21 protein-coding genes and 1 pseudogene are annotated in these 26375 nt (G+C 73.3%); 12 read left to right on the top strand and 10 right to left on the bottom strand.

Going from position 1 to position 26375, the window contains the following annotated elements; all coding sequences use genetic code 11:
• From cbiQ to AB0I21_RS19065, 4 genes are all read left to right on the top strand, one after another.
• Entirely contained in the window at window positions 1–765 is a 765-nt protein-coding gene (cbiQ, locus tag AB0I21_RS19080; protein WP_360562719.1) for a cobalt ECF transporter T component CbiQ, read from the top strand.
• Entirely contained in the window at window positions 762–1505 is a 744-nt protein-coding gene (locus tag AB0I21_RS19075) for an ATP-binding cassette domain-containing protein (RefSeq protein WP_344502847.1), read from the top strand. Before cbiQ ends, AB0I21_RS19075 begins: the two co-directional genes overlap by 4 nt.
• A gap of 79 nt (window positions 1506–1584) precedes the next feature.
• The gene (locus AB0I21_RS19070; RefSeq protein ID WP_360562716.1) at window positions 1585–2421 is read left to right on the top strand and encodes an AraC family transcriptional regulator; all 837 of its coding nucleotides are present in this window, start codon (window positions 1585–1587) and stop codon (window positions 2419–2421) included.
• 10 nt (window positions 2422–2431) lie between these two features.
• Window positions 2432–3316: an EamA family transporter gene (locus tag AB0I21_RS19065; protein ID WP_360562714.1), complete on the top strand. Its 885-nt coding sequence runs from the start codon at window positions 2432–2434 to the stop codon at window positions 3314–3316.
• Window positions 3317–3652: 336 nt separating this feature from the next.
• Here AB0I21_RS19065 and AB0I21_RS19060 read toward each other — a convergent pair whose 3' ends face one another.
• Together AB0I21_RS19060 and AB0I21_RS19055 are read right to left on the bottom strand one after the other, a co-directional pair.
• The gene (locus AB0I21_RS19060; RefSeq protein ID WP_354903097.1) at window positions 3653–4261 is read right to left on the bottom strand and encodes a PadR family transcriptional regulator; all 609 of its coding nucleotides are present in this window, start codon (window positions 4259–4261) and stop codon (window positions 3653–3655) included.
• A gap of 117 nt (window positions 4262–4378) precedes the next feature.
• Window positions 4379–5464, bottom strand: coding sequence for an S-(hydroxymethyl)mycothiol dehydrogenase (locus AB0I21_RS19055; RefSeq protein ID WP_344502843.1), 1086 nt, complete (start codon window positions 5462–5464; stop codon window positions 4379–4381).
• A 29-nt stretch (window positions 5465–5493) separates the two neighbouring features.
• Here AB0I21_RS19055 and AB0I21_RS19050 point away from each other — a divergent pair, with 29 nt between their 5' ends.
• Window positions 5494–7125 carry an ATP-dependent DNA helicase RecQ gene (locus AB0I21_RS19050; protein WP_360562711.1) on the top strand — a complete coding sequence of 544 codons (1632 nt, stop codon included), beginning with the start codon at window positions 5494–5496 and terminating at the stop codon, window positions 7123–7125.
• Here the strand turns inward: AB0I21_RS19050 and AB0I21_RS19045 are convergent.
• Both AB0I21_RS19045 and AB0I21_RS19040 read right to left on the bottom strand, forming a co-directional pair.
• Window positions 7081–10014, bottom strand: a complete 2934-nt coding sequence (locus AB0I21_RS19045; RefSeq protein ID WP_360562709.1) for a BTAD domain-containing putative transcriptional regulator — start codon at window positions 10012–10014, stop codon at window positions 7081–7083. The genes AB0I21_RS19050 and AB0I21_RS19045 overlap by 45 nt on opposite strands.
• 76 nt (window positions 10015–10090) lie before the next feature.
• Window positions 10091–10312 (bottom strand): annotated as a pseudogene (locus AB0I21_RS19040) (DUF2795 domain-containing protein); the annotation flags it as partial.
• A 162-nt stretch (window positions 10313–10474) separates the two neighbouring features.
• Here AB0I21_RS19040 and AB0I21_RS19035 point away from each other — a divergent pair.
• Window positions 10475–11290: a hypothetical protein gene (locus AB0I21_RS19035; protein ID WP_360562707.1), complete on the top strand. Its 816-nt coding sequence runs from the start codon at window positions 10475–10477 to the stop codon at window positions 11288–11290.
• A gap of 94 nt (window positions 11291–11384) precedes the next feature.
• Here the strand turns inward: AB0I21_RS19035 and AB0I21_RS19030 are convergent, their stop codons facing one another.
• Window positions 11385–13712 carry a GGDEF domain-containing protein gene (locus tag AB0I21_RS19030; RefSeq protein WP_360562705.1) on the bottom strand — a complete coding sequence of 776 codons (2328 nt, stop codon included), beginning with the start codon at window positions 13710–13712 and terminating at the stop codon, window positions 11385–11387.
• 111 nt (window positions 13713–13823) lie between these two features.
• Between AB0I21_RS19030 and AB0I21_RS19025 the strand changes: the two genes are divergently transcribed.
• The 3 genes from AB0I21_RS19025 (at window position 13824) to AB0I21_RS19015 (ending at window position 17213) form a co-directional block, all read left to right on the top strand.
• A complete protein-coding gene (locus AB0I21_RS19025; protein WP_344502838.1) occupies window positions 13824–14825 on the top strand; it encodes a glycosyltransferase family 4 protein in 1002 nt (333 codons plus the stop codon).
• A gap of 220 nt (window positions 14826–15045) precedes the next feature.
• Entirely contained in the window at window positions 15046–16575 is a 1530-nt protein-coding gene (locus tag AB0I21_RS19020) for a tetratricopeptide repeat protein (protein WP_360562703.1), read from the top strand.
• Window positions 16576–16643: 68 nt separating this feature from the next.
• The gene (locus AB0I21_RS19015; protein ID WP_360562702.1) at window positions 16644–17213 is read left to right on the top strand and encodes a GtrA family protein; all 570 of its coding nucleotides are present in this window, start codon (window positions 16644–16646) and stop codon (window positions 17211–17213) included.
• Window positions 17214–17301: 88 nt separating this feature from the next.
• On the opposite strand, the gene AB0I21_RS19010 is transcribed toward AB0I21_RS19015, so the two are convergent.
• Both AB0I21_RS19010 and AB0I21_RS19005 read right to left on the bottom strand, forming a co-directional pair.
• On the bottom strand, window positions 17302–17640 hold the full coding sequence (locus tag AB0I21_RS19010) for an STAS domain-containing protein (RefSeq protein ID WP_344503237.1): 339 nt from the start codon (window positions 17638–17640) through the stop codon (window positions 17302–17304).
• A 78-nt stretch (window positions 17641–17718) separates the two neighbouring features.
• Window positions 17719–18327: a hypothetical protein gene (locus AB0I21_RS19005; protein ID WP_360562700.1), complete on the bottom strand. Its 609-nt coding sequence runs from the start codon at window positions 18325–18327 to the stop codon at window positions 17719–17721.
• A gap of 393 nt (window positions 18328–18720) precedes the next feature.
• On the opposite strand from AB0I21_RS19005, the gene AB0I21_RS19000 reads away from it, so the two are divergent.
• Window positions 18721–19131: a subtilase-type protease inhibitor gene (locus AB0I21_RS19000; RefSeq protein ID WP_360562698.1), complete on the top strand. Its 411-nt coding sequence runs from the start codon at window positions 18721–18723 to the stop codon at window positions 19129–19131.
• A 3-nt stretch (window positions 19132–19134) separates the two neighbouring features.
• On the opposite strand, the gene AB0I21_RS18995 is transcribed toward AB0I21_RS19000, so the two are convergent.
• Window positions 19135–20493 (bottom strand): DUF1501 domain-containing protein, encoded by a 1359-nt coding sequence (locus tag AB0I21_RS18995; RefSeq protein WP_360562697.1) that lies wholly within the window; start codon window positions 20491–20493, stop codon window positions 19135–19137.
• Between the two features lie 7 nt (window positions 20494–20500).
• Window positions 20501–22420, bottom strand: a complete 1920-nt coding sequence (locus tag AB0I21_RS18990) for a DUF1800 domain-containing protein (protein WP_360562695.1) — start codon at window positions 22418–22420, stop codon at window positions 20501–20503.
• Window positions 22421–22621: 201 nt separating this feature from the next.
• On the opposite strand from AB0I21_RS18990, the gene AB0I21_RS18985 reads away from it, so the two are divergent.
• Both AB0I21_RS18985 and AB0I21_RS18980 read left to right on the top strand, forming a co-directional pair.
• Window positions 22622–24934 carry a nitrate- and nitrite sensing domain-containing protein gene (locus AB0I21_RS18985; protein WP_360562693.1) on the top strand — a complete coding sequence of 771 codons (2313 nt, stop codon included), beginning with the start codon at window positions 22622–22624 and terminating at the stop codon, window positions 24932–24934.
• Window positions 24931–25323, top strand: a complete 393-nt coding sequence (locus AB0I21_RS18980; RefSeq protein WP_344502829.1) for a roadblock/LC7 domain-containing protein — start codon at window positions 24931–24933, stop codon at window positions 25321–25323. Before AB0I21_RS18985 ends, AB0I21_RS18980 begins: the two co-directional genes overlap by 4 nt.
• Here AB0I21_RS18980 and AB0I21_RS18975 read toward each other — a convergent pair.
• Window positions 25320–26318 (bottom strand): YihY/virulence factor BrkB family protein, encoded by a 999-nt coding sequence (locus AB0I21_RS18975; RefSeq protein ID WP_360562691.1) that lies wholly within the window; start codon window positions 26316–26318, stop codon window positions 25320–25322. The two genes, AB0I21_RS18980 and AB0I21_RS18975, sit on opposite strands and share 4 nt — an antisense overlap.
• Window positions 26319–26375 lie beyond the last annotated feature (57 nt).

Genomic DNA, 26375 nt, shown 5'->3' with positions numbered 1-26375 from the left:
ATGGGGACCGGGCACAGCCACGCACTGTTCGTGGACCGGCGCTCGCCGGTACACGACCTGGCGCCCGAGGTGAAGATCGCCGCCAGCGTCCTGTTCACCGTCGCCGTCGTCGCGACGCCGCGCGAGGCGCTGTGGGCGTTCGGCGGCTACCTCGCCGTCATCGTGGCGGTCGCGCTCACCGCCCGGATCGGCCTGCGCTGGCTCGCCCTGCGCTCCCTCATCGAGCTGCCGTTCATCCTGTTCGCGTTCGCGCTGCCGTTCCTCGGCCACGGCGAGCGGGTGCACTGGCTCGGCATGAGCCTGTCCGTCGACGGGGTCTACGGCATGTGGAACATCATCGCCAAGGGCACCCTCGGCGTGCTCTCCTCGCTGCTGCTCGCCGGCACCACCACCCCACGCGACCTGCTGCTCGGCCTCGACCGGCTGCGCTGCCCGGCGATGATCACCGTCATCGCCACGTTCATGCTGCGCTACCTCGACGTCCTGGCCGGCGAGGGCCGCCGGATGCGGGTCGCGCAGCGCTCCCGCGGCTACGACCCGCGCTTCCTGTGGCAGATCAAGGGCTTCGCCACCGGCATCGGCGCGCTGTTCCTGCGCGCCTTCGAGCGCGGCGAACGCGTCTACCTGGCGATGATCTCCCGCGGCTACGAGGGGCGCATCCCGCTGGCGCTCGCCGGCGGCGGCGCGACCGCCCGGCAGTGGGCGGCGGCCGCCACGGTGCCCGTCGTCGCCGGCGCGATCGCGACGGTAGCGTTGCTCGGGTGACGCCATCCCTGCGGGTGACCGGCCTGCACTTCGCATACCCCGACGGGCACGTGGCGCTGCGCGGCGTCGACCTCACCGTCCCGCAGGGGGAGCGGGTCGCCCTGCTGGGCCCCAACGGCGCCGGCAAGACCACGTTCGTGCTGCACCTCAACGGCATCCACACGGCGACCGCCGGCGGCGTCGAGGTCGGCGGCCTGGCCGTCGAGCCGCGCGACCGGGCCGGGCTGAAGGAGGTCCGCCGCCGCGTCGGGATCGTCTTCCAGGACCCCGACGACCAGCTCTTCATGCCGACCGTCGCCGAGGACGTCGCCTTCGGCCCGGCCAACCTCGGCCTGCGCGGCGCCGAGCTGGCCGCGCGCGTCGACGAGGCCCTCGACGCGGTCGGGATGGCCTTCGCCCGCGACCGCGCCCCGCACCACCTGTCCTTCGGGCAGCGCCGCCGGGTCGCCGTCGCCACCGTCCTCGCGATGCGGCCGGAGATCCTCGTGCTCGACGAGCCGTCCTCCAACCTCGACCCCGCGTCGCGCCGGGAGCTCGCCGCCATCCTCCGGTCGCTGCCGGTCACGCTGCTGATGGTGACCCACGACCTGCCGTACGCCCTGGAGCTCTGCCCGCGCTCCGTCATCCTCGACGACGGCCGGATCGCCGCCGACGGCCCGACCCGGGAGCTGCTCGCCGACGCAGACCTGCTCGAACGGCACCGGCTGGAGCTGCCGTTCGGCTACACGGTGACCGCATGACCTCCCCGCTCTTTTCCGCTATCCGGGCTTTCGCGGCGTTTTTGGCTTTTTCGGCGTTTGTTGCTTTTTCGGCTTTCGCATGACCGACTCGGCTCGCTGGACCCGGGTGGACGACGGCCGCTTCCAGGTCGATCTGCTCACCGCCGACTACCGGCGGCACGCGTTCACCCGGCACAGCCACACGACCTTCGCCATCGGCGTCGTGGTCTGCGGCGCCGAACAGTTCCACTACCGGGGCGCGTTGCACCGGGCGGGCGTCGGCAGCCTGGCGATCCTGGAGCCCGGCGAGCCGCACGACGGCCAGGCCGCCGACCCGTCCGGCTGGGCCTACCGCGTCTTCTACCCGCCCGCCGACCTGCTCTTCGAGGGCTTCGCGGCGCCGGCACACTTCGCCGACGCGGTGGTCCACGACCCGCACACCGTGCACCTGATCCGCTCGGCCCACGAGGCGCTGACCTCCGGTACCGACACCTTCGCCGCCCACTCGAAGCTCACCTGGGCCCTCGCCTCGGTGGTCCGCCGGCACGGCTCGCACGCCCCCTCCGGCACGCCGGCCCTGCCCGCCCAGGACGCCGCGGCCGGGCGGAAGGTCACCGAGATCCGCGACCGGCTCATGGCGGACCTCCGCAGCGCCCCCAACCTCCGCGAGCTCGCCGACGGCGTCGAACTGTCCCCGTTCCACATGCTGCGCGTCTTCCGCGCCGCGACCGGCTTCCCGCCGCACGCCTGGCTCGTCCTCGAACGCGTCTGCCGCGCCCGCCACCTCCTCGCCGCCGGCCACACCCCCGCCGAGGTCGCCGGCGCCGTCGGCTTCGCCGACCAGGCCCACCTCACCCGGTGGTTCAAGCGCGTGACGGGCGTCACCCCGGCCGCGTTCCGCAACTCCGTTCAAGACCCCGTGCGCACCGTCGCGTGATGCTGCCGGCATGAGTCGTCGTGGCTGGTTGCTCTTCATCGCCATGTCCGTCGTGTGGGGCATCCCGTACCTGCTGATCAAGGTCGCGGTCCGCGACATCGGCCCCGCCGAGCTGGTCTTCGTCCGCACCGCCCTCGGCGCGCTCCTGCTGCTGCCGATCGCCCTGTACCGCAAGGAGGTCCGGGCCTCACTGCGCCCGTGGCTGCCGCTGCTCGCCTACACGGTCGTCGAGGTCGGCATCCCCTGGCTGCTGCTGTCCCACGCCGAACAGGAGGTCGACAGCGCCTTCACCGGTCTCGTCATCGCCGGTGTACCCCTGGCCGCCGCCCTCATCGCCCGCGAACGCCTCTCCGGCACCCGCATCGCGGGCCTGGTCACCGGCCTCGCCGGCGTCGGCCTGCTGGTCGGCTTCCACGGCACCACCGGCGGCCCCGTCCCGCTCCTGGAGCTCCTCGGCGTCGTGATCTGCTACGCGTCCGGCCCGCTGATCATCGAACGCTGGCTCTCCGACGTCCCCCGCTACGGGGTGTCCGCCGTGTCCCTGGCCGCCGGCGCGCTGCTCTTCGCCCCGTTCGTCGCCCCCGGCCTGCCGTCCCTGGCCCGCACGGTGACCCTCCGCCCCGCCCTCGCCGCCGTCACCCTGGCCGTCGTGTGCACCGCGCTCGCGTTCGTGCTGTTCTTCGCCCTCGTCGCCGAGGTCGGCGGCGTCCGCGCCACGGTCATCACCTTCGTCAACCCCGCCGTCGCCGTCATCCTCGGCGCCGCCGTCCTGCACGAGAAGATCACCCCACTGACCGTCGGCGCCTTCGTGCTGATTCTCGCCGGCTCGTTTCTCGCCACCCGCAAAAAGATCTCCGAGGAACCTGCCGAGAAGCGCGAACCGGCCGCCGTCTGACCCCGCCCGGCCACCGTGCCGGGCGCTCGGGGCAGCGTAGACTACGGAGGGTCATGCCGCCGTGGGTCGACTGTTCCGGCGGAAGATCGATTTCTTCGGCGGGGGTATCGTGCTTGTGAACGGCCCGGCAGCACCCGAGCTGCTCACCTGATCCACCGCAAGAGATGCCATGCCCACCGCCGAACTCCCGCAGGCTTCAGGCGCCGACTCCCGCAGGCTTCAGGGATGACGTGCGGCCCCGGGTGGAGACGGCGTGGTGGTCCCGGGCGGAGATGCGGCGATCCACCCGCCCGACCAGGCGGGTGGATCGCTGGTGGGTCGTCCCGTGCGCCGGCATCAGTCGGCGAGGATGGCGTACAGCTTGCGGCGCGTCTCGGTCAGGACCTCGAGGGCCTGGGTGCGCTGCTCGGCGGTGCCGTTGAAGCCGACCTGCCGCAGGGCGTCCATGATGCCGATCGCGGCGTCGCGGAACTCCTGCGCCTGGGAGACGTTCTCGTCGCCGTACTCCTGCCAGGGCGCGTTCTGTGCGGCGGCCTCGGCCTCGGGGCGGCCGGTGTCGGTCAGGACGAAGCGCTTGCGCCCGCCCTGCTCCTCGGCCGTGATGAGGCCCTCGTCCTCGAGCAGCTGGAGCGTCGGGTAGATCGAGCCGGGGCTCGGCCGCCAGATGCCGCCGGTGCGGCTCTCCAGCTCCTGGATCATCTCGTAGCCGTGCATGGGGCGCTCGTGCAGCAGCGCCAGGACGGCGAGGCGCACGTTGGGGCGGCCGCCCCGGCCCGTGCCCTTGCCGCCCCAGCCGCCGCGTCCTGCGCCCCGGCCGTGCCCGTGGCCCCAGCCGCGCCCGCCCGGACCGCCCGGGCCACCGGGAGGGAAGGGCGGGATGAAGCCGCCGAAGCCACGGTGCCAGGCACCCGCGTCGAAGAGCATCGCTCCGTGTCGTGATCGCATGATCGTTTCCAATCGTCGAACGGTCGCCGACCTGTTGTCGACTGTCGTTGATAGTTCGACGATATATCGGGAACCTATCGGCAACAAGGCTGCGACCGATACATCCCGAAAAGAGCCTTACAGCACGATCACCGTCCGCAGGACCGTGCCCGCCTCCATCTCGTGGAAGGCCGCCTCCACGTCCGACAGGCCGCCGGTGGCGCTGACGAACTTGTCGAGGGGGAGCCGTCCCTGCAGGTACAGGTCGACGAGCATCGGGAAGTCCCGCGACGGCAGGCAGTCGCCGTACCAGCTGGACTTCAGCGCGCCGCCCCGGCCGAAGACCTCCAGGAACGGCAGGGTCAGCTGCATGTCGGGGCGCGGCACGCCGACGAGCACCACCGTGCCGGCCAGGTCGCGGGCGTTGAAGGCCTGCTCGTACACCTGCGGCGACCCCACCGCCTCGATGACGACGTCCGCGCCGAACCCGCCGGTCAGCGCCCGCACCGCCTCGACCGGGTCGGTCTCGCGCGAGTTGATGACGTGCGTCGCCCCGAACTCCTGCGCCCACGCGAGCTTGCGCACGTCCACGTCGATGCCGATGATCGTGCGCGCGCCGGCGAGGACCGCGCCGACGATCGCCGCGTCGCCGACGCCGCCGCAGCCGAACACCGCGACCGAGTCGCCGCGGCCCACGTTGCCGGTGTTGATCGCGGCGCCGATGCCGGCCATCACGCCGCAGCCGAGCAACCCGGCGACGCTCGCCGACGCGCGGGGGTCGACCTTCGTGCACTGACCGGCGGCGACCAGGGTGTACTTGAGGAACGCGCCGATCCCGAGGGCCGGCGACAGCGGGGTGCCGTCGGCGAGGGTCATCTTCTGCTTCGCGTTGTGGGTGTTGAAGCAGTACCAGGGACGCCCGCGCAGGCACGCCCGGCACTGCCCGCAGACGGCCCGCCAGTTGAGCACGACGAAGTCACCGGGCGCGACGTCGGTGACGTCCGGGCCGACGGCGGAGACGATCCCGGCGGCCTCATGGCCGAGCAGGTACGGGAAGTCGTCGCCGATGCCGCCCTCGCGGTAGTGCAGGTCGGTGTGGCAGACCCCGCACGCCTGCACCTCCACCACCGCCTCGCCGGGGCCTGGGTCGGGGACGATGACGGTTTCGAGGCTGACGGGCCGTCCCTTGCCGAGGGCGACGACGCCCTGTGTTTCGATAGGCATACCTCCCGTCCTACCAGAGGAATCCACAGATGACGGACGACCTGCGGCGCATCGCGAAGGAACACTTCGGCTGGGACCGGCTGCGAGACGAGCAGGTGCAGGCCATGCAGGCCCTGATGGAGGGGCGCGACGCCCTGGCGGTGCTGCCGACGGGCGCCGGGAAGTCCGCCATCTACCAGGTGCCGGCGCCGCTGCTGCCCGGCCCGACGATCGTCATCTCGCCGCTGCTGGCGCTGCAGCAGGACCAGATCGCGTCGCTGACCGCCCGTAACCAGGCGTCGCTGCAGGCCGTGCGGCTGTCCTCGGCCGAGGGCAAGGCCGAGCGCGAGGAGGCCCTCGAGGCGCTGCGCGCCGGCGACGCCGAGTTCGTGTTCCTGACCCCCGAGCAGTTCGCCGACCCGGCCCGCGTCGCCCAGATCAAGGCGCTGAAGCCGAGCCTCGTCGCCGTCGACGAGGCGCACTGCGTCTCCGCGTGGGGCCACGACTTCCGCCCCGACTACCTGCAGCTCGGGCAGTTCATCCGCGAGCTGGGCCGCCCGCCGATCGTCGCGCTCACCGCGACCGCCTCGCCGCCGGTCCGCGAGGACATCGTCGAGCGGCTCGGCATGCGCGACCCGGAGATCGTCGTGACCGGCCTCGACCGGCCCAACCTGTTCCTGGAGTCGGTGCACTGCCCCGACGAGCAGACCCGCTACCGGCGGTTGCTCACCCGGCTGAAGGAGTCCACGCCGCCCGGGATCATCTACGCGCCGACCCGCCGCGCCACCGAGGAGCTCGCCGAGCGGCTCGTCGAGGAGGGCATGCCGGCCGTCGCGTACCACGGCGGCATGAGCGCAGGCGACCGCGAACGCGCGCACGAGGCGTTCCTCGCCGACGAGGTCGAGATCATGGTCGCGACGACCGCGTTCGGCATGGGCATCGACAAGCCCAACATCCGCTGGGTCAACCACATCGCGCTGCCGGACTCGCCCGACTCCTACCTGCAGGAGATCGGCCGGGCCGGGCGCGACGGGAAGCCGGCGCAGGTGCTGCTGCTGCACCGCACCGAGGACACCGGGCTGCGGAAGTTCTTCACGAACGTCTCCGTCGACCGCGAGGAGGTCAGCTCCCTCGCGGCGCTGCTGCGCTCCGTCGCGCCCGAGGCGGTCACCCGCGACGAGCTGGAGGAGCGCACCGGCCTCGGCGCGCGCAAGCTCGGGCAGCTGCTGAGCCTCCTGGAGGAGGTCGGCGGCGCGCAGCTGCTGCACGGCAGCAAGGTCAAGGCACCCCGGTGGGCGCCGACCCCCGCGAAGGCGGCGGAGCTCGCGGAGGAGCAGGCCGAGCGGCAGCAGACGCTGTCGCGGTCGCGCCTGGACATGATGCGCACTTTCGCCGAGACGGAGCTGTGCCGCGGCCGGACGCTGCTGGCATACTTCGGCGAGCACCTCGAGGGCACCTGCGGCCACTGCGACAACTGCCACGACGGCAGCGCGCAGGCCGGGCTCGCCGCCACGGCCGACGTGCCGTTCCCGGTCCACAGCGAGGTCCGCCACGGCGAGTGGGGCAAGGGCGTCGTCATGTCGTACGCCGGCGAGCACATGACGGTCCTGTTCGACGAGGTCGGCTACAAGACGTTGTCAGTGCCGGTCGTTGAGGAGCACAAGCTGCTGCGCCGGCTCTGAGGCCCGCGCCACCGCCGCGGGGTCCAGGCCGCACGCCTCGAACAACGCCCGCGCCGCGGCCCGCTCGGCCGTGTCGTCCCGCTCCTCGCGCCGCAGCGCGTCGGCGATCCCGGCGTGCGCGCGGGCCCGCTCGTAGCGTCGTTCGGTCAGCTCGGCGAGGCGCAGCGCCAGCTCGTGCGCGGCGATCGCGTCGCCGGTCCGCCCGAGCAGGGTCAGCGTGGTGCCGAGGTCGTTGCGGGCGCTGGCCTCGAAGAACGGCGCCAGGTCGCGGACCTGCTCGGATGCCTCGTGATGGCAGCGCAGTGCCGCGTCGGGGTCGCCGAGCACCGCGTGCGTGCGGCCCATCCCGCACAGCGCCTCGACGACGCCGGCCCTGCTGCCGGCCTCCCGGTTCATCCGATGGCCGCGGGTGAACAGCAGCAGCGCCAGCCGCGGGTGGCCGAGCGCGAGGTGCGCCCCGGCGAACTCGTTGCACAGGTTGGCGAGCTGCAGGGTCGCGCCGATGCGGTGCATGTGCAGCGCCGCGTCGCGCAACGTCACGCGGGCCTGGGCGGGCCGCCCCAGCAGGAGCTCGGTCGCGCCGGTCTCGAAGAGGGCCAACGGCGTGCTGGCGTGCTCCTTGTTCAGCTCGCGGAACGTGCGCAGGTGCTCCATGCCTTCGGCGAGCCATCCGGCGGCGCGGCACACGATGCCGAGGTTGACCTGGACGCGGCTGACCTCCTGCGGCATGCCGGCCGTGACGTAGTGCGCCGCGGCGCGCTCCAGGTGCCTGATGTTCTCCGTGCTGCGCCCCAGCCGCATCGTCGTGCCGGCGTGCCAGTTGCTGGCGAGCGCGATCAGCCCGTCGTCGCCGAGCGCGGACGCGGACGCGATGGCCTGCAGGCCGAGCCGTTCGGCGATCTCGGCCCGCCCCTCGTTGTTGGCGAACCGCCACAGCACCCGGTGCAGCATGACCGCGTGCCGGTGCGCGCCGGTGCGGTGCGCCTCGTCGGCGAGGGCGACGACGGCGGGCCACGCCGCCCGCAACCAGAGCAGGCGCTCGTGCTCGTCGGAGAAGGACCGCTGGAACGCGTCCGGCCGCACGTCCGGTGCGATCGCCTGGATCAGCTCCAGGGGGCGGTTCACGGCGGCGACCGTGTGCAGGTAGTAGTCGAGCAGCCGGGTGGTCGCGGCCGCCCGTTCCTCCTCGGTCACCAGGGTGGCGGCGAACTCGCGCAGCAGGTCGTGCAGCCGGTACCGGCCGGGCTGGTCCTCCTCCAGCAGGTGCACCTCCACCAGCCGGTCCAGCAGCTCCCGGGCCTGCCCGACCGGCACTTCGGCCAGCGCGGCCGCCGGCCACGCCTCGAACTCACCCGCCGGATGCAGCCCGAGCAGCCGGAAGCACCGCTGCTCGGCCCCGCTCAACTGCCTGTACGACACGTCGAACGCCGCCGCCACGCTGTGGCCCTCCGCCGACACCGCGATCGGCGGCGGATCCGCGGCCCGTAACCGCTCCACCATCGCCGCCAGACTCCACCGCGGCCGGTGCTGCAACCGGTGCGCGATCAGCCGCACCGCCAACGGCAGCCGCCCGCACAGTTCGACCACCGTGACCGCCGCCTCCGGCTCGGCGTCCACCCGCTCACCCACCGCGTCCCGCAGCACCGCCACCGCGGCATCGACGGGAAGGGGCTCCAGCTTCAGCAGGAACGCGTCGTCGACCGGCCCGATCCTGGTCCGGCTGGTCACGAGCACCACGCACGGCGCGTCGGCCGGGGGTAGCAGCGGCCGCACCTGCTCGGCGCCGGCGGCGTTGTCCAGCACCACGACGGACCCGCGGCCGGCGAGGGCCCGCCGCCACAGGACCTGCCGGCCCGGCAGGTCGCCGGGGATGCGCTGCGGTGCCTCGCCGAGCTGGGCGAGGAGCAGGCCGAGGGCGTCGACCGGCGACACCGGGTCGCCCTCGCTGTGCCCCTGAAGATCGACGAAGAGCTGAGCGGCCGGATACTCGGGCCGCAGTGCCTCGGCGGCGGACACCGCGAACGCGGACTTCCCGACGCCGGCCATCCCGTCGACGACGATCAGGCGGTACGGGCCGTAGGCCGCCCTCAGCAGCCGCGCGGTCTCCTCCTCCCGCCCCCGCAGCCGGGCGACCGTCCGGGGCAGGGCGCTGGGCCCCGGTCCCTGCGGCGACGTCTCCGCGGTGCCGCGGAGCACCTCCATGTGCAGGTCGCGCAGCCGCGGGCCGGGGTCGACGCCGAGCTCGTCGCGCAGGGCCTCGACGGTGCGCCGGTAGAGGTGCAGCGCCTCGGCCTGGCGGCCATCGCGGTGCAGGGCGGTCATGACGGCACCGGCGAGGCGCTCGCGCAGCGGGTCGCCGGCGACGAGCGGTGCCGCGTGCTCGACCACCTCGCGGTGCCGGCGCAGGGCCAGCAGGGTCTCCGCCCACTCCTCGGTCGCGGCCCAGCGCAGCTCGACGAGCGAGTTGCGCCACCGGGCGATCACCGAGCCGGGCAGCCCGGCGAACGGGGTGCCACGCCACTCGTCGAGGGCGGTGCGGTACAGCCGCGCGGCGGCCTCCGGGTCCGGTTCGGTGCGGGCCCGGCGCAGTGCCGCCCGGAAGCGGGACAGGTCGAGCCGGTCCTCCGGCAGCGTGATCCGGTAGCCGGCCGGGTCGGTCCGCAGGGCCTCGCCGTCGGCGCCGAGGAGGCGGCGGATGCGGTACACCCCGGTCTGCAGCTGGTTGCGGGCGGTCACCGGCGGGTCGTCGTCCCACACCAGCTCCACCAGGTCCGGCACCGCGACCACCCGGCCCGAGTGGAACAGCAGCCCCGCCACGATCAGTTGCTGGCGGGAGCCGCCCAGGTCGACGGGCCTTCCGCCGGCCACCACCTCGACCGGTCCCAGCACGGAACACTCCACGCCGCGGGACGGTAGTGCGTCGCGGCAAGGTCGTACACCGGTATCCCGGCCCGCTGGATCTCCGTCAGTGGTGGGCGTCCTCGTTGCGGTGGCCGAGCGCGGCCCAGATCTCGCTCACCGTCTCGAACGTCTCGTCCTCCGGCAGCCGCTCCAGCGCGCTGAGCACGTCGTCGGGCGCGTTGAGGTCCGTGGCGCCGGCGAGGAGGTCGTCGCGGTCGCCGGGCAGGCTCGCCATCGGGATGAACCGGCCGAGCCGGCTGCGGGCTTCGATCTCGTCATGGGTGAGTTCAGGCTTCATGCCTCCGGCGATACCCGGGCATACCCCCACCAAACGAACGACACCCGATTGAGGTGAGACGCCGTTGGGTACCGCATCGACATCCGCCCGATCCGCCGCACTCCCACCCCCCGGGCCTGCGGCCGGGCGCTCCACAGGAGGTGAACACGCGTGGCACGCATCGGGCAGCTGTTCGGCGGGCGCAACGCCCAGGTCGACCGGGACCACGACGGGGTCGACGACCGCACGCTCGACCAGAAGGTGGGCGACACCGCCGACCGCGAGGTCGGCCCCAAGGTCGATCGGGACCATGACGGGGTGGACGACCGCGTCGAGGGCGGCACCCTCTACGGCAAGGCCGACCGCGACCACGACGGGGTCGCCGACCGCACGCTCGACCAGAAGGCCGGCCCCACCGTCGACGTGGACCGTGACGGCATCGACGACCGCGTCGAGTCGAAGCGGCTGCGGACCTCGGACCGCACCCACCGCATCCCCGCCGTCGGCCCGCTGCCCGGTGACACCGACACCGACCGGGACGGCATCGCCGACCGCCGCGAGTCGCACACGACGACCATGAAGCCGGTCATCGACCGCGAGCCCGTCACGGACCGCGAGATCGTCACCGAGCCGGAGGTCGTCGCCGAGCCGGGCCGCCCGGCCCGCGCGAGCATGCTGTCGACGCTCGGCCTCATCACCGGCGTCGTCGCGGTCGCGGCCGCCCTCACCGGCCTGCTCGCCGTGTGGGCGCTGCCGCTCGGCGCCCTCGGCCTGCTGCTGTCCTTCGGCGGCATCCTCGCCGGCGCCCGCCGCCACGTCGCCGGCCGCGGCCTCGGCACCCTCGGCGTGCTGTTCAGCGGCACCGCCGTCGTCTTCGCGATCCTCGCCATCACCGGGCAGGTCAGCTGGCTCGACACCGACGTCGACCAGGTCGCCCGCCTCAACGAGTGGCTCGACACCAAGGTCACCTGGATCAAGGACTGGTGAACCGCAGACCGACAGTCACACCTGAGGAGGACCCGGCCCACCCCGGGTCCTCCTTCCGTCCCGGCAGGCTGCAAGCCCCGTGCGGACGTCGCGGTCAGGTCGTGGCGGGGGTGGGGGTGCCGTGCAGGACGCCGTCGCCCGCGGTGAGGACCTCGTCGAGGGCGTCGGCCGGCAGCGGCCTGGAGAAGTGGTACCCCTGGGCCTGCGGGCAGTCCAGCTCGCGCAGCCGGTCCGCCTGCTCCGGCGTCTCGACCGCCTCGGCGATCGCCGACAGGCGCAGGCTGTTGCCCAGCTCGACGATCGCCCGCGTGAACGCCATCTCCTCCGCCATCCCGCCCTCCGGCGTGAACGCGCGGTCGATCTTCAAGATGTCGACCGGCAGGTGGCGCAGGTAGGCCAGCGACGAGTACCCGGTGCCGAAGTCGTCGACGGCGACCCGCACGCCCTCCTCGCGCAGCGCCGACAGCAGCGCCGTCACGTCGTCGCTCTCCGTCGACGACGACACCAGCACCGTCTCGGTGATCTCCAGGATCAGCGCGCCGCCGGGAAGGTCCGCTTCCCGCAGCGCCGAGAGGACCGTCCGCGCGAAGTCCGGCTCGCGCAGCTGGCGGCCGGACACGTTGACGGTGACGGAGATGCCGAACCTGTCATGCCAGGAGCGGACGTCGCGGCACGCCTGCCGCAGCACCCATGCACCGATCGGGACGATCAGGCCGTACTGCTCGGCGATGGGGATGAACTCCATCGGCGGCACCGGCCGCCCGTCGGGGCTCCAGCGCAGCAGCGCCTCGACCGCGGTGACCCGGCCGGTCGACAGGTCCACCACCGGCTGGTAGTTGACCGTGAACTCGTCGTTCGCCACGGCCCGCCGCAGCTCCGCCGACAGGCGCATGTGCTCGTGCCGTTCGCTGGCCAGCCGCGGCTCGTAGGCGGCGAGCCGGTTCTTGCCCGCCGCCTTCGCCGCGTACAGGGCGAGGTCCACGAGCTGCAGCGCCTCCGCGGGTGTCGTCGGGGCGCGCACCAGCAGGGTCCCCACGCTGGTGGTGACGTTCAGCTCCCGGCCGCCGATGTCGTACGGCTGGGCGAGGGCGTCGACGATCGCCTGACCGACCGCGTTCACCCGCAGCACCGGCACGTCCTCCAGGAGGATGGCGAACTCGTCGCCGCCGAGCCGGACCAGCGTGTCGGCGGTGTCGACCTCGCCGAGCAGTCGCGCCGCGACCTCCATCAGCAGCGCGTCGCCGACCGGGTGGCCGAACGAGTCGTTGACGTCCTTGAAGCCGTCCAGGTCCAGCAGCAGCAGGCCGTGGGCCGCGTTCGTGCGGGTCAGGGCGTGCTCGAGGCGCTCCTGCAGCAGCGCGCGGTTGCCGAGGCCGGTGAGCGCGTCGTGCAGCGCCCGGTGCGTCAGCTGCTGCCGCAGCGCCTCCTGCTCGCGCAGCGCCGCGCCGAGGGCGAGCGCGTGCGCGTCGAGCTCCTCCACCCGCCGGTGCGCGAACTGGACGAGCTGGCTCAACCGGGCGATGAGCAGCACCGACGTGACGATCGACGTGGCGAGGGGCACGACCGCCCACGACCGCGACGGCAGCGGCGCCGCGACCAGCAGCATCGTGATCGCGATGACCGGACCGATCAGCGACAGCACGGAGTACAGGTAGATCCGCCGCCGCGGGATCACCTGCTGCGGGCGCTCCGGGCGGCCCGCGGCCTGCGCCATCGACGGGTGCAGCGCGCCGGTGCCCATCAGCGCGTACGCGCACAGGTACAGCGCCGCGGAGACACGGTCGCCCTTCGGGTCGCCGGTCCAGGCGATCGCGACGTAGTACACGATGTCGCCGGTGATGAGCGTCGCCGCCGCCACGCACACGAGCCGGTGGGCGGCGTTGCGCACGCTGCTGGTGAAGGCCATCCGGGTCGTCGCCACGACCAGCAGGAGGTCGATCCCCGCGTACATCACATGACTGATCCGGTGCGGGACGTCGAAGCGCGCGCCGGCCAGCACCGGATGCACGATGAACGTCCAGCTCAGCGCCGCCACCCCGGACGCGACGATGCCGGAGTCGATGAGCCGCTCCCAGCGCGGCCGGCGCGGGTCGCGGCGCACCCAGCTGACCAGGCCGCCGCCGAGGAACGGGTACGCGGCGAGGAACAGCGCGTCCTTCGCCGACGGGAAGCCGACCTCACCGGTCAGCGTGTAGTCGACCGCCCACGCCACCGCGCCCAGCACCGAGCAGGCCAGGCCGGCGGTGAACAGCCACCACGCGCGCGGGTGCGCCGGACGGTGGCGCCGCACCCCGACGACCACCGCGACCACGGTCGAGGCGCCGACCAGCGAGTACAGCGCCTGGCGCGGGATGACCGGCAGGAACGCGCCGACGACCACCGCGCCGAGCCCCAGCCCCGCATACCAGCGCCATGCGGTCATCGGTCTCCTTGTCGCTGATTCGGCTGACCTGCCTATCGGCAGCCGGGTGGCGTAACTGAGCAGGGCGAAGATGGACGGGTTCGAGTGCCACATGACGGGTAGGGAGCGCGGATGAAGGTCGCACTGCTGGGACCGATCGCCTGGCGGACCCCGCCCCGCGCGTACGGGCCGTGGGAACAGGTCGTCTCCCTGCTCGCCGAGGGGCTCGTCGCGCGCGGCGTCGACGTCACGCTCTTCGCCAGCCTCGACTCGGTCACCGCCGCCCGCCTCGACGGGGTCGTCGAGCGCCCGTACAACGAGGACACCTCCTACGACGGGAGGATCTGGGAGGCGCTGCACGTGGCGCACTGTTTCGAACGCAGCGCCGGGTTCGACCTCGTGCACAACAACCTGGACTGGCTGCCCCTCGCGATGAGCGGGTTCTGCCGGGCGCCGCTCGTCACGACCGTGCACGGCTTCTGCTCGCCGTCGATCCTCCCCGCGTACCAGCGGGCCCGTTCGGCGTTCGTGTCCATCTCCGACGCCGACCGGGGCCCCGGCCTCGACTACGCCGCCACGATCTACCACGGCATCGACGTCGCGCAGTTCCCGTTCCGGGCCGCGCCGGGCGACTCGCTCGTCGCGTTCGGCCGCATCCACCCCGACAAGGGCACCGCCGAGGCGATCCGGATCGCCCGCGCCGCCGGCCGGCGGCTGCTCATCGCCGGCCCCGTCCACGACGAGCGGTACCACGCCGAGGAGGTCCTGCCCCAGATCGACGGCGAGCAGATCGTGTACCTCGGCAACATCGGCCCCACCGACCGCGCCGACGTCCTCGGCGCCGCCGCCGCGCTGCTGCACCCGATCGGCTTCGCGGAGCCGTTCGGCCTGTCGGTCGTCGAGGCGATGATGTGCGGCACGCCCGTCGTGGCGTATCCGCTCGGTTCGATGCCGGAGGTGGTGGACCAGGGGGTCACCGGATACCTGGCGGGGTCCGCCGCCGAGGCGGTGGAGGTGCTCGACGACGCGCTCAAGCTCGACCGCCACCAGGTCCGCGGGCACGCGGTGAGCCGCTTCTCCGCCGACAGGATGGTCGAGGACTATCTGCGCCTGTACCGCCGGCTGCTCGGCTGAATTCTCAGGGCCTGCACCCTGTTTCTTCTTAAGGCTCCGGCCGCGCGGCCGAACGTTCACAGTGTGCGGCGCCCGCGGGCTTACGACGCGGTAACGCGGGACGGCTCGGCTCCGGCAGCGACGTGGCAGGCTGCCGGAGCCGACGCCATCTACGCGCATCGTGATCGAAGGCTGGCGTTGCGTCACCGTTCCCTCTAGGCTCTCGGGCGGAGGGAAGGCTGTGAGTAGCGTCGATACCACCGCGGGTCCCGTCCCGCTGCCGAAGCGGGGCTTCGGCGCCCGTCTCGCCGCCGTCGAGGAGCTCGTCGCCACCTGGGACCTGCACGGCGCCCAGGAGGCCGCGCGGGCCCTGCTGGACGAGCCAGGGCTGCCGGACGGTGACCGGCTCACGGCCCGCCGGCTGCTCGCCGAGGCGCTGCGCGAGCTCGGTGACCTCGCCGCAGCCTATGACCTCGCGGACGCCGTCGCCACGCAGGCCGAGCAGGTGTACGGGCCGTCGGACGTGTCCACGGTGCACGCCTGGGCCGTGCTCGCCGCCGTCCGGCACGACTACGACGAGTGGGACGCCGCCGAGGCGCTCTACCACCGCGTCCTGGACAGCGGCGTCGACGAGACCGACCCCGTCACCGGCGCGGAGGCGGCCCGGGTCATCCGTCTCGCCCGCGTCAACCTCGCGCTCCTGCAACGTGACCGCGGCCAGCGCCCGCTCGCCCTCGCCATGCTCAACGCCGCCTACGCCGTGCACCGCCGGGAGTACGGCGCCGACGACCTGGACACCATCCGGATCGCCGCGGAGCTCGCCGCCCTGCACCGCGACGACGGCAACGTCCCCGCGGCGCGCCGCCTGTTCACCGTCGCGCACGCGGCGGCGCGGTCCCGGCTCGGCAACCGTCATCCGTTCACGAAGGCGATGGAGTGGGAGCTCGCCGCCGTCGAGCCCCCGATGCCCGCCGCCCTGCTGCACCCCGCGCCCGTGCTCCGGGAGGCGGCGGCGGTGGCCGGCGATGCCCCGGAGGCCGCTGATGCGCGGTCCTTCGCCGCGGACGTCGCGGCGGAGGACGTCGATGATCCGGAGCCACTGCCGGAGCCACTGCCGGAGCCGGCGGAGCGGCGCGTCCAGGTGCCGGCCGTGGTGCCCGAGGCCGTGGCGCGGGAGCGCGTCGTGCGTCCTCCCGCGGTCGTGGACGCCCCCGCCGTGGCGCGGGAGCGCGTCGTGCGTCCTCCCGCGGTCGTGGACGCCCCCGCCGTGACGCACGAGGCTTCCGGTCCCGGCGACAGGAGTCGTACCACGGGGGAGCGGCGGGTCGTGGTGCCGTTGAAGGCGGTGGTCGCGGTCGCGGCCGGCGCGCTGGTCGTCGCCGCGGTCTCGATCCCGTGGGGCCAGGGCGGCGCCCCGGACCGGACCACCGCGAAGCCACCGGCCGGACCGACCGGCACGGCCGCTCCCCGGGCCGGGGAGGAGGCGGCGGCCGGGCAGGGAGAGGGCGCGCCGGCGAGGGTGCGGGACCTCCGGCTGCGGGACGACGGGACGGCCCTCGCCGTCACCTGGACGGGGTTGGAGAGCACGGCGGTCGTGGCGCTTTCACGCGACGGCGGGCCCGCGGTGGTGCTGGCGCAGGTGCCGCCGGGCACGACGTCGTACGTGGTGAAGGGCGTCGATCCGGTGGTCGCGTATTGCGTGGTCGTGGGGCCGGTGGACGCGGCCGCCGCGGTCACGCCGGGGGCGTCGGTGTGCACGGGTGAGCGGTGACGGACGGGGGTGGGAACCGGAGCCCGACAACGGGCGTGTCGCAAGGTTCGCCGGGTATAGTCCGGCCGATGCGGCTCACTGACCGGACCCTCAACTGGCTCCCCGGCCCCGTGGCGCAGCGGATGCGGCGGCACCGTGAGACGGTCAAGTTCGTGATCGTCGGCGGGTTCTGCTACGCGGTCACGCTGCTGGTCAACTACGGGCTCCGGCTGACCGTGCTGGAGCACAAGCCGGTCACCGCGCTCACGATCGCGAACGTGGTCGCGTCGGTGGTGTCGTACTTCCTGAACCGCGAATGGTCCTTCCGGACCCGGGGCGGCCGGCGCCGCCATCATGAGATGGCGCTCTACCTGGTCATCAACGGCATCGGCGTCGCGGTCAACGCGGCGCCGTTGTTCGTAGCGCGGTACATCTTCGGGCTGCAGGAGCCGGCGGTCAGCGCCCTCGTCGAGGAGATCTCCGACTTCGGCTTCGGCATGGTGCTCGGCACGGCCCTCGCGATGCTGTTCCGGCTGTGGGCATACCGGGCCTGGGTCTTCCCGCACGACGACGTGCGCCCCGCCCCCGACCGCTGGGACCACACCGTGCCGGCCCAGGTCGCCCCCGCCCCGGTCCAGGCGGACAGCGCGGGCTCGTAGCGCCCCGGCGGCCTCGGGTGGGGCCCGGCCCGCGGTGCGCCGGCCCGTCGCCGGCCCGTCGCCGGCCGGTCGCCGGCCCTTCGCCGGCTCAGAAGGTGATCTGGTCCGGGTCGGCTTCGGGCGGCGCGCCGAGGAGCTCGTGGACGCCGGCCACCTTCAGCTGGCGGATCACGAACGGGCTGGCGCGGTGGATGACCAGGCGGACGCCCTCGACGCCCGCCTCGCGCTGCGCGCCCACGAGCGCGCCGACCGCGGCCGAGTCGAGGAACGTGACGAGCCCCAGGTCGACCCGCAGCACGCTCGGCCGGCGCTGGGTCGCGGCGGCCACCAGGTCCTGACGGAGCGTCGTCGCGGTCCCGTGGTCGATCTCGCCCCGGACGGAGACCACCGTGGACCCGTCCATCAACACATTGACCGTCACCGACATTGACATGACTCACCCCGCGCGTTCATCAGGCACAGCATATGAGCACCCGGGGGCGAGTGCAGCGCGTGAGGGGGTCGTTCACCCGGACCGTGGTGAGCTTCCGCCCGGAATGTGGTCAGGGCAGTGCAGTCGTAGCTCCCGGTAACCGAACGGGGCGTCGACGAACCAGCAGTGGTGCGGCGCCTCGGTGCCGGGGTGGCGGTAGCCGTCGAAGAACCGGCACGACAGGCACATCCGGCTCACCGGGATGCGGCCCTCCCGCTGCAGCTCGGTGATCCTGGTCGTGACGATCCGCAAGAGTCGCGCCTGGGCGTGCTCGTCGAGCTCCTCGACGCTGCCGAGGACGCGCTCGGCCCAGTTGGACGGCGCGGGGGTCAGCGCCAGCCCGCGGTCGGTCGCCGCGATCCGCATGTCGTGCGCGGCGTAGGACGGCGCCGGCCGCATCTCCACCAGGCCCTCGGCGATGAGCGGCGACACGATCGCCATCGTCGCCGCGACCGACGAGCCGAGCTCCGCGGCCAGGTCGGACAGGCGGAACTCGCGGTCCCGCCGGCCGAGCAGCAGCAGGACCTGCCGGTGCGGCGGGGGGAGCTGGGACTGCTCGGGCGGGGGTGCGTCGGTGGGCGCCATGACGGCGACCCGCACCAGGCCGGCGACGAGCTTCTGTGCCTGTGCCTCCAGGGTCACGGCAGTCTCCTCCCGAGCGTCGGTGGTAGCACACCCTAGTCCGGGACGTCGATCAACAGGGGGCATCGCGCGCCGCAATTTGTCAGACCGCCAGGAAGCCTTCAGGAGGCCGCCCCGACGCCGCCAGGAAGCCGCCCCGACGCCGCGGACGGCGGCGGTGATCCCCGGACGCTGCCGGCCGGGGGCACCGGAGCCGCACGTGATCGTGCGGCGCGGCCCGGGCGCCTTCGACTGGGTGCCTGGTCCCGCCGGCGGCCGGGTGGGGGCGGAGGCGGGAGGGGAGCCGAGCCTGCGAGGCCAGATGGCCGTGCGCCAGTCGTACATTAGCCAAAATGCGAAATGTCCGGAAAAAGTGTGTAAGCTTCGCCCCATCAAGGTGCGACGGGGGTTGGAATGGGTGCAGGACGGTTGGTCGCGACGGCCACGATGCTGGTGGCGGCGATCGCGACCGTGGAGACGATGACGGCCGCGGCGGCGACGGCAGCGCCCGCCAGGCCGACGAAGCTGGTGCTGACGGTCGCCAAGGGCGAGAGCTCGAAGCCGGTGCAGCGCCGCGCGTCGCTGACGTGCCGGCCCGCCGGCGGGTCGCACAAGCAGGCCAAGGACGCGTGCTCCGCGCTGGCCAAGGTCGGCGGCGACTTCGCCCGGCTGCAGGCCACGACCGGCATGGCGTGCACGATGCAGTACGACCCGGTGACGGTCACGGCCGTCGGCCGGTGGAAGGGCAAGCGGGTCGACTACAAGAAGACGTACGGCAACGCCTGCTCGCTGTCGACCACCACGGGGCCGGTCTTCGGCCTCTAGGGTTCAGCCCTTGAAGACGCCCAGCGTCTTGAACTGGTGGTTGGGGAAGATGGCCGCCGAGTCCTGGACGTTGAAGCGCTTCTTGAGCATCTCGGCGAGGATGTCGCGGTAGTCGTTGGCTCCCGCGACATCCCCCTGGTCGAGGGCGCCGGGGGCGAGGCCGGGCCAGTTGCCGTGCACCTTGCCGCCGTTGAGGCCGCCGCCGAGCAGCAGCATCGCGTTGCCGTGGCCGTGGTCGACGCCGACGTTGCCGTTCTCCTGGACGCGGCGGCCGAACTCGCTCATCGTGATGATGGTCGTGTTGTCCAGCAGCGGGCCGAGGTCGGTGGCGAAGGCGCCGATCGCCTCGGACAGGTTGGTCAGCGAGTTGCGCATGTCGCCGCCGTCGACCCGGCCGAGGTTGGTGTGCATGTCCCAGCCGCCGACGTCCAGCGCCGCGACGCGCAGGCCGACGCCGCCCTTCATGAGCTGGGCGATGTCCTTCAGCCGGTCCGCCAGGCCGCCGCCGGGGTACTGGACGCCTTCCAGCGGCCGGTACTGCGAGTTCGCGATCTTCTGCGCGGTGTTGATCGCCTGGATGGTGCCGGCGGCGGTGCTGGCCAGGGAGTGGTCGAGGCCCGTGTAGAGGGTCTTCAGCGCCTCCATCGTCTGGCTGCGCATGGCGTCGTTGTCGATGCGGAAGTCGCGGATGCCGTTGAGGACGATCGCCTGCTCGCCGCCGACGAGGGAGCGCGGCAACGCGTTGCCCTGCGCGACGGCGCGGAACGTGGTGCCCGGGCCCATCTGGGCGAGGACCCGGTCGAGCCAGCCGGTGCGCACCGCGACCGACGCCGCGCCGCGCTCCAGGGCGTCCTGCGCCTGGAAGTGGCTGCGGCTGGCGTCGGGGGAGGCGACCGCGTGCACCGCGGCCATCTTGCCGGCCTGCCAGAAGGGGTACAGCGCGGTCATCGCCGGGTTGAGCCCGAAGCCGCGCCCGGCGGGCAGCAGCGCCGCCATGGGGATCGCGATGTTGGGCCGCATCGAGCGGTAGTTGGGGTCGTCGCCGGGCGCGACCACGGACAGCCCGTCCATGCCGCCGCGCAGGAAGATGACGACGAGCGTGCCCTTGGTGTCCTCGGGCGCGGCGAACGCGACCCGGCTCGTCACCAGCTGCGCGCCGAGCGCGGCCACGCCGACGAACCCGGCGCCCTGCACGAGGCGGCGACGGGTGAAGCCCTTGCTCCACCGCTCGCGCTCGGCGGCCAGCTCGTCCTGGACCTGGTCGGCCTGCACCCGGATCGCGGCCTCGCACAGGTTCGGGCCGTGCCGGCGCAGCTCCTCCAGTGAGGTGGGGCGGCGCTCGCCTTCTGGAAGGTCAGTCACGGAAACCTCACCGCAGCGCGTGGTAGACGGAGTCGAGGACGAGCGGCGCCAGGTTGGGCAGCTTGCCGCCGAGGTTGGCGTCGGTGACCCGGGTGTCGGGCTTCGCGCCGAGGAACTTGATCAGCGCGTCCCGCTCGGCGGGCTTCATCGGCTGGAAGATGAGCCGGTTGCACAGCACGTCCAGGTAGGTGGCCAGGGTCGCGGCCGGCTGGGTGACGAGCGAGTCGGCGCGCGGGTTGTTGAGGCCCTTGAACGACTGCTGCAGGAACGCGCGGTGCGAGTTCCACGTCTCCAGCATGCCGGCGGCGGAGCTCCACGCGTTCGCGACGTCGGGGTAGCCGTCCGGCGGCTCCCAGCCCAGCGGCGCCTGGCCGAGCTTGCGGGTGAAGTTGTACAGGTCCTCGAGGGCCTTGCCGGTGTCCGCGCCGGGCTTGGTGCCGACGACACGGGCGGTCGCGACGAAGTTCTCCAGGGGGCGGCGGGTCTTCAGCCCGGCCGAGATCCAGAACTCCAGGGACCGGAACAGCACCTTGAGCACCGGCGCGATCGCCGAGCCGCTCTGCTGGTACGCGGTGGCGAGCCGGTCGACGAGGGACTGCGGCGGCGTGTCGCACACGAACCGGACCGCGAGCTTGCGGGCGATGTACTTCGCCGTCGACGGGTGCGTGGCGAGGTACAGCAGGTAGGCGTCGCCGACGGCCAGGCCGTCCTTCGCCGACTTGTTCGCGTGCTGGAAGCCCAGCACCTTGACCGCGCCGGTCCAGTGCCGGTTCTGCTCGTACCTGAACGTGCCCTCGCGGGTCGCGGTGCGGCCCGTCATCAGGTACGCGGAGTTGCGGACGTCCTTCTCGTTGTAGCCGCCGTCGATCCCGACGGTGTGCAGCTCGAGCAGCTCCCGGCCGTAGTTCTCGTTGACGTTGCGCTTGTCGGAGGACGTGTTGTCCAGGTAGCGCATCATCGCCGGGTCCCGCGCCGACGCGATGAGCATGTCGGAGAACTTGCCCAGCGCGTGCTTGCGGATGACGTTCACGTCGTAGGGGACCCGGGTGTCCCAGCCGCCGTCGAACGGGCTGGTGATGTTGAGGTGGTTGTTCCAGAAGTCGACCATCACCTCGAACAGCTGCCGGGTGCTCCACACCTGCCGGGCGATGACGGCGCGGGTCAGCTCGTACATCGCCTTGTTGTCGCCGTCCTTGACCGCCGCGCGGATCTCCGCGGTGGTCATCGTGACGGTCGGCGTGGTCTTCAGCGCCGCGTCGGCGACGGGGTCGGGGATCTTCTCGGGGTCGAGCTGCTGGTCGAGCCAGCCGTCGATGCCGAGCTCCTTGACCGCGGCGACGTCCGCCTGCGTCGGCCCGAACGTGCAGCGCCGCAGCAGGTGCAGCACCGGGTCGCGGTTCAGCGGCGTCGGGAAGCGGGGCGTGGCGCGCATCGCGGCGACCGCGGCCGCGGAGGCCGAGTCGGCGGTGCCGGCGGCGCCGAGGTCGTTGAGGTCGCCGAGGCCGCTGGTGTAGCTGGAGTCGCGGTTGGAGAACGAGCCGGCGTCGCGCGGGGAGACGTTGCCGCCGCCCTGGCCGGTCCTGACCATCTCGTCGGCGTCCTCGGGGCGGCCGAGCATCGCGGCGGCGCCGGATCCGAGCCCGCCGATCGCGACGGCGCCGCCGCCGAGGGCCATGAGCGCCTGCCGGCGGTTGCGCATCAGCTCGTGCAGGGCGGGCCGTCCCGTCCTGAGCCATGCCGGCGCGGGTCCTCTTGAGGTCTTCGCGGCAGGTGTACGGGGCTGCTCCTGCTCGTCGTCGGCCGGCGGCGGCTCGTTGAGGACGCGCGGCATCGGGAACTCGCCCGTGTAGTCGGCGAAGAAGGCGCCCTTGACGCGTCTGTGCGAGTCGGATGAGGGGTCGTCATCCGCGAAGAGCCGCTCAGGCATCCCTGAACCCTAATGAGCGCGCGTTCGGGCGTTCAAGCGCACGGGTGCGGCTCCGGTTCAACTTTGTCTTTGTTCTTGCTTAAGCGAGGTGCATTCCGCGTCAATGCGTGAAATTCGGGCGGTTACTCAAAGTTATCTCTTCCGCACGTACCGCAAAAGCGGTACGCATGAAAGGGCCGACAAGGGGAGGCGGTGGGGGTCTTGCGTGACGCTGCGCCGGTTCGACGGCGGCACCGCTTCTTCGTCCGCGGGGTGGCGTTCGCCGACATCCCCGTCGCCGCGAAGCTCGTCCTCGTCCTGCTCCTGCCCCTGCTGGCCCTGATCGGCCTCGCCGGGGTCACCGTCGCCGTCTACGCGGACCGCGCCGGCGACGTGAAGGGCGCCGTCGCCTCGGCCGTCGCGGCGTCGGCGGAGGCCGGCCGCGTCGTCGACGGCCTGCAGCGCGAGCGGCTCGCCCTCGCCGGCACCGCCCGGCCCACGCCGGCCGGCGATCCCGCCCGCACGGACGCCGCCGCCGCCCGCTTCCGTGCCGTCGCGGCCGGCGTGCCCGGCGCCGCCGGTGCGCTGGACGGTCTCGACGCGCTGCGGGCCCGCGCGCCGGAGCCGTCCGGTCCGGTGCCGCTGCTCGGTTACCGGCAGCTGATCGCCGGCCTGATCGCCTTCCAGCAGGGCGTCGCCGACCGGCCCGCGCCGCCGGCGGTCCTCGCCGGGAGCCGGGCCGCGGGGTGGCTCGCCGTGGGCAAGGAGGAGCTCGCCCTCGTGCAGGTGACGGCGGTGCGCGCGCTCGCCGCGGGGGAGCTGACCGCCGCCGACCGCGACGCGATCGCCGCCCACCGCGCCGCCGCGGCGAGCGCGTTCGACCGGTTCACCGCCGCGGCCACCCCCGCCTGGCGGGCCGTGTTCGAGGGCCTGGACGTCACCGCCGACGTGGAGCCGCTGCTGCTGGCCCCGCCGTCCGCCCCCGCCGACACCGCCGCCCTGGCGCTGGCCTCGCTCGCCCAGCTCGACGGCCTCCAGGGCCTCGCCGACCGCGTCGCCGCCGACACCACCGTCGCCGTCGGCGACGCCCGCGACCGGCAGAACCGCACCGTCGTCCTCGGCCTCGCCGCCGTCCTCGCCGTCGTGGTCGCCGCGGTCGCCGTGGCCGTCGCCGCCGCCCGCGCCCTGCGCCGCCGCCTCCGCGCCCTGCTGACCCTGGCGCTGCGCCTCGCCAACACCGCGGCCAACACCGCCGCCAACATCGCCGCCCACCCGGCCGCCCCGCCCGTCGCAGGCGCCCCTCCGGTCACCGGTCCGCGCGCCGCCGGTCCGGCTGGCGACGATCCGCGTGCCGCGGGGCTGTCCGGGGTCGAGCCGCACGCGGCGGGGGTGGCCGCCGGGGAGGTGGCGGCGGGGCGGGACGAGATCGGGCGGGTCGCCGAGGCGCTGGACGCCGTGCAGCGGGCCGTGGCCCGGGCCGCCGCCGACGCCGCCGAGGCGGCCGCCGGGCAGGCCGCGCTCAGGGCCGGTGAGGCCGGCATGTACGGCGACCTCGGGCGCCGCGCGGCCCGGCTCGCCGACGGGCTCCTCGAACGCCTCGACGAGGCCGAACGCGACGAGGCGGACCCGGACCGGCTGGCGCTGCTGTTCGCGCTCGACCACCTCGCGACCCGCATCCGGCACGACACCCACAGCCTGCTCGTCCTCGCCGGGGCCGACGCCGCCAGGGTGCACCCCGCGCCGGTGCCGCTGCTCGACGTGCTGCGCGCCGCGCAGTCGCAGATCCACGCCTACGAGCGCGTCGAGTACGGCCGCGTCGACGACGACACGGCGGTGGAGCCGGCCGCGGTCGACGGCGTCGTGCACCTGCTGGCCGAGCTGCTCGACAACGCCGCCCGGCACGGCGGCGGCGAGCACCCCGTCGTCGTCGACGCCCGGCGGGCCGGCGACGGGGCCGTCGTCCACGTCACCGACCACGGCGCCGCCGTGGACCCGGACCTGCTCGCCGAGCTCAACGAGCGGCTCGCGGACCCGGCGGCCGGCCCGCGGCTCGGGCTGACCGTCGTCGCCCGGCTCGCCGCCCGTCACGGGATCGGCGTCGCCCTGCACCCGGCGCCGTCCGGCGGCCTGGTCGCGACCGTGCGGTTGCCGCAGGGCATGGTCGTACACCGGCCGCGGACGCCACTGGTCCTGCCGGAGCCTGCCGCGCACCGGCTGCCGCCGCGCCCCCTGGAGCGCAGCCCGGCGCTGCCCGGCGCGGAGCCGATGGACATCCCCGTGCCGCGCAAGGGCGGCCTGCTCGTCCCGGTGGTGCCCAGCGGCGTCGTCGCGGAGGGGCCCACGGTCGAGGCCCGGGCGTTCGACGACGGGCTGCCACGGCGTACTGTCAATGCGTCACCGCAGAGCGGCACCACGGGCACATCCCAATCCGCGGACCCCGGCGACGCCGGCGAGACGCTGCCGGCCCACGGGCATCCGATCGGCCGTTTCGGCACCGTCACCACGGTGCGTCAGGAAGGACATGCCACGTCATGACAGCCATCACGGGGCTCGACTGGGTGCTCAGCGGCTTCACCGATCGGGTGGCAGGCGTCCGGCACGCCGTCGCGGTCTCCGGGGACGGCCTGCTGGTCGCGGCGTCCAACGAGCTGCCGCCGGAGCGCGCCGACCAGCTCGCCGCGATGGTCGCCGGCGTGGTCTCCCTCGCGCAGGGCGTGTCCGCGGCCACCGACGCCGGCCCGGTCCTGCGCACGATCGTGCAGATGGGCCGCAGCCTGCTGTTCGTCATGGCCCTCGGCGACGGCCACACCCTCGCCAGCATCGCCGCCATGGTGCAGCCGGGCTGCGACGTCGGCGAGGTCGCGTTCGAGATGTCGGGCCTCGTCGACCAGGTCGGCGCCGCCCTGACCCCGTCGTCCCGCTAGAGATCGGGGTCGTCGCTCTCCTTCACCTTGCTCGCGTCCACCTTGCTCGCGTCGCGCAGCGGCATGAACGGCTCCTGGTCCGCGGGCAGGCCGCCCTGGATGGCGCGGCCGCGTTCGAGCTCGGCGTCGAACTCCGCGCCGAGCAGGATCGCGATGTTGGAGATCCACAGCCACACCAGGAACGCGATGATGCCGCCGAGGGTGCCGTACGTCTTGTTGTACGAGCTGAAGTTGCCCACGTAGATCGCGAATCCGGCGGAGGCGATCAGCCAGATCAGCACCGCGAGCCCGCCGCCGGGCGTGACCCAGCGGAAGCCGGTCTGCCGGGCGTTCGGGGACGCGTAGTACAGCACGGCGAGGATCACCACGACGATGAGCAGCAGCACCGGCCACTTGGCGATGTCCCAGATCTGCACGGCCTGTTTCGACAGGCCGATCCAGCTGCCGGCCTGCTCGGCGAACCGGCCGGTGAAGACGATGCTCAGCGCGGCGAGGGAGATGAGGACGCCGACGACGACGGTGACGCCGAGGCGGATCGGCAGCACCTTCCAGATCGGCCGGCCCTCGGGCACGTCGTAGATCGAGTTGGCGGCCCGGATGAACGCGCCGACGTAGCCGGAGGCGGTCCAGACGGCGCCGAGCAGACCGATGATCGCGAGCACGCCGGCGGAGCCGGAACCCTGCTTGAGCTCGTCGACGGCGCTGTTGACCGGCCCCGCGATCGACGCGGGGAACAGCTCCTGGGTGTTCTTCAGCACCGCGTTCTGGGTCGTGTCGGTGAGCAGCATGCCGGACACCGCGAGGAGCACCAGGATGCCGGGGAAGATCGACAGCACGCCGTAGTAGGTCAGGGCGGCGGCCCAGTCGGTCAGGTTGTCCTCGTTGAACTCTTTGACCGTCCGCTTCAGGACGTTGATCCACGACCCCTTGGTCAGCTGTGTGGGCCGGCTCGGCGGGTTCTCGAGCCGCGGTCCGGTGGGTTCGTCCTGCGCCATGCCGTTCATATGCCCTACCGGCGCATGGTGATAACGCTGGTGATAACGCTTGGGGGA

This window comes from Dactylosporangium sp. NPDC050588, assembly GCF_040654975.1.
GTDB classification, from domain to species: domain Bacteria; phylum Actinomycetota; class Actinomycetes; order Mycobacteriales; family Micromonosporaceae; genus Dactylosporangium; species Dactylosporangium maewongense.
This window is presented reverse-complemented; position numbering and strand designations above follow the sequence as displayed.

Bases quoted from the DNA above. Each gene is read 5' to 3' on its own strand.
- cbiQ (WP_360562719.1), top strand. From the start codon at position 1: ATGGGGACCGGGCACAGCCACGCACTGTTCGTGGACCGGCGCTCGCCG.
- AB0I21_RS19010 (WP_344503237.1), bottom strand. From the start codon at position 17,640: ATGTCGGTGACGGTCAATGTGTTGATGGACGGGTCCACGGTGGTCTCC.
- AB0I21_RS19060 (WP_354903097.1), bottom strand. From the start codon at position 4,261: ATGCGATCACGACACGGAGCGATGCTCTTCGACGCGGGTGCCTGGCAC.
- AB0I21_RS19070 (WP_360562716.1), top strand. From the start codon at position 1,585: ATGACCGACTCGGCTCGCTGGACCCGGGTGGACGACGGCCGCTTCCAG.
- AB0I21_RS18975 (WP_360562691.1), bottom strand. From the start codon at position 26,318: ATGGCGCAGGACGAACCCACCGGACCGCGGCTCGAGAACCCGCCGAGC.
- AB0I21_RS19030 (WP_360562705.1), bottom strand. From the start codon at position 13,712: ATGACCGCATGGCGCTGGTATGCGGGGCTGGGGCTCGGCGCGGTGGTC.
- AB0I21_RS19025 (WP_344502838.1), top strand. From the start codon at position 13,824: ATGAAGGTCGCACTGCTGGGACCGATCGCCTGGCGGACCCCGCCCCGC.
- AB0I21_RS19015 (WP_360562702.1), top strand. From the start codon at position 16,644: ATGCGGCTCACTGACCGGACCCTCAACTGGCTCCCCGGCCCCGTGGCG.
- AB0I21_RS18980 (WP_344502829.1), top strand. From the start codon at position 24,931: ATGACAGCCATCACGGGGCTCGACTGGGTGCTCAGCGGCTTCACCGAT.
- AB0I21_RS19055 (WP_344502843.1), bottom strand. From the start codon at position 5,464: ATGCCTATCGAAACACAGGGCGTCGTCGCCCTCGGCAAGGGACGGCCC.
- AB0I21_RS19065 (WP_360562714.1), top strand. From the start codon at position 2,432: ATGAGTCGTCGTGGCTGGTTGCTCTTCATCGCCATGTCCGTCGTGTGG.
- AB0I21_RS19050 (WP_360562711.1), top strand. From the start codon at position 5,494: ATGACGGACGACCTGCGGCGCATCGCGAAGGAACACTTCGGCTGGGAC.
- AB0I21_RS19000 (WP_360562698.1), top strand. From the start codon at position 18,721: ATGGGTGCAGGACGGTTGGTCGCGACGGCCACGATGCTGGTGGCGGCG.
- AB0I21_RS18990 (WP_360562695.1), bottom strand. From the start codon at position 22,420: ATGCCTGAGCGGCTCTTCGCGGATGACGACCCCTCATCCGACTCGCAC.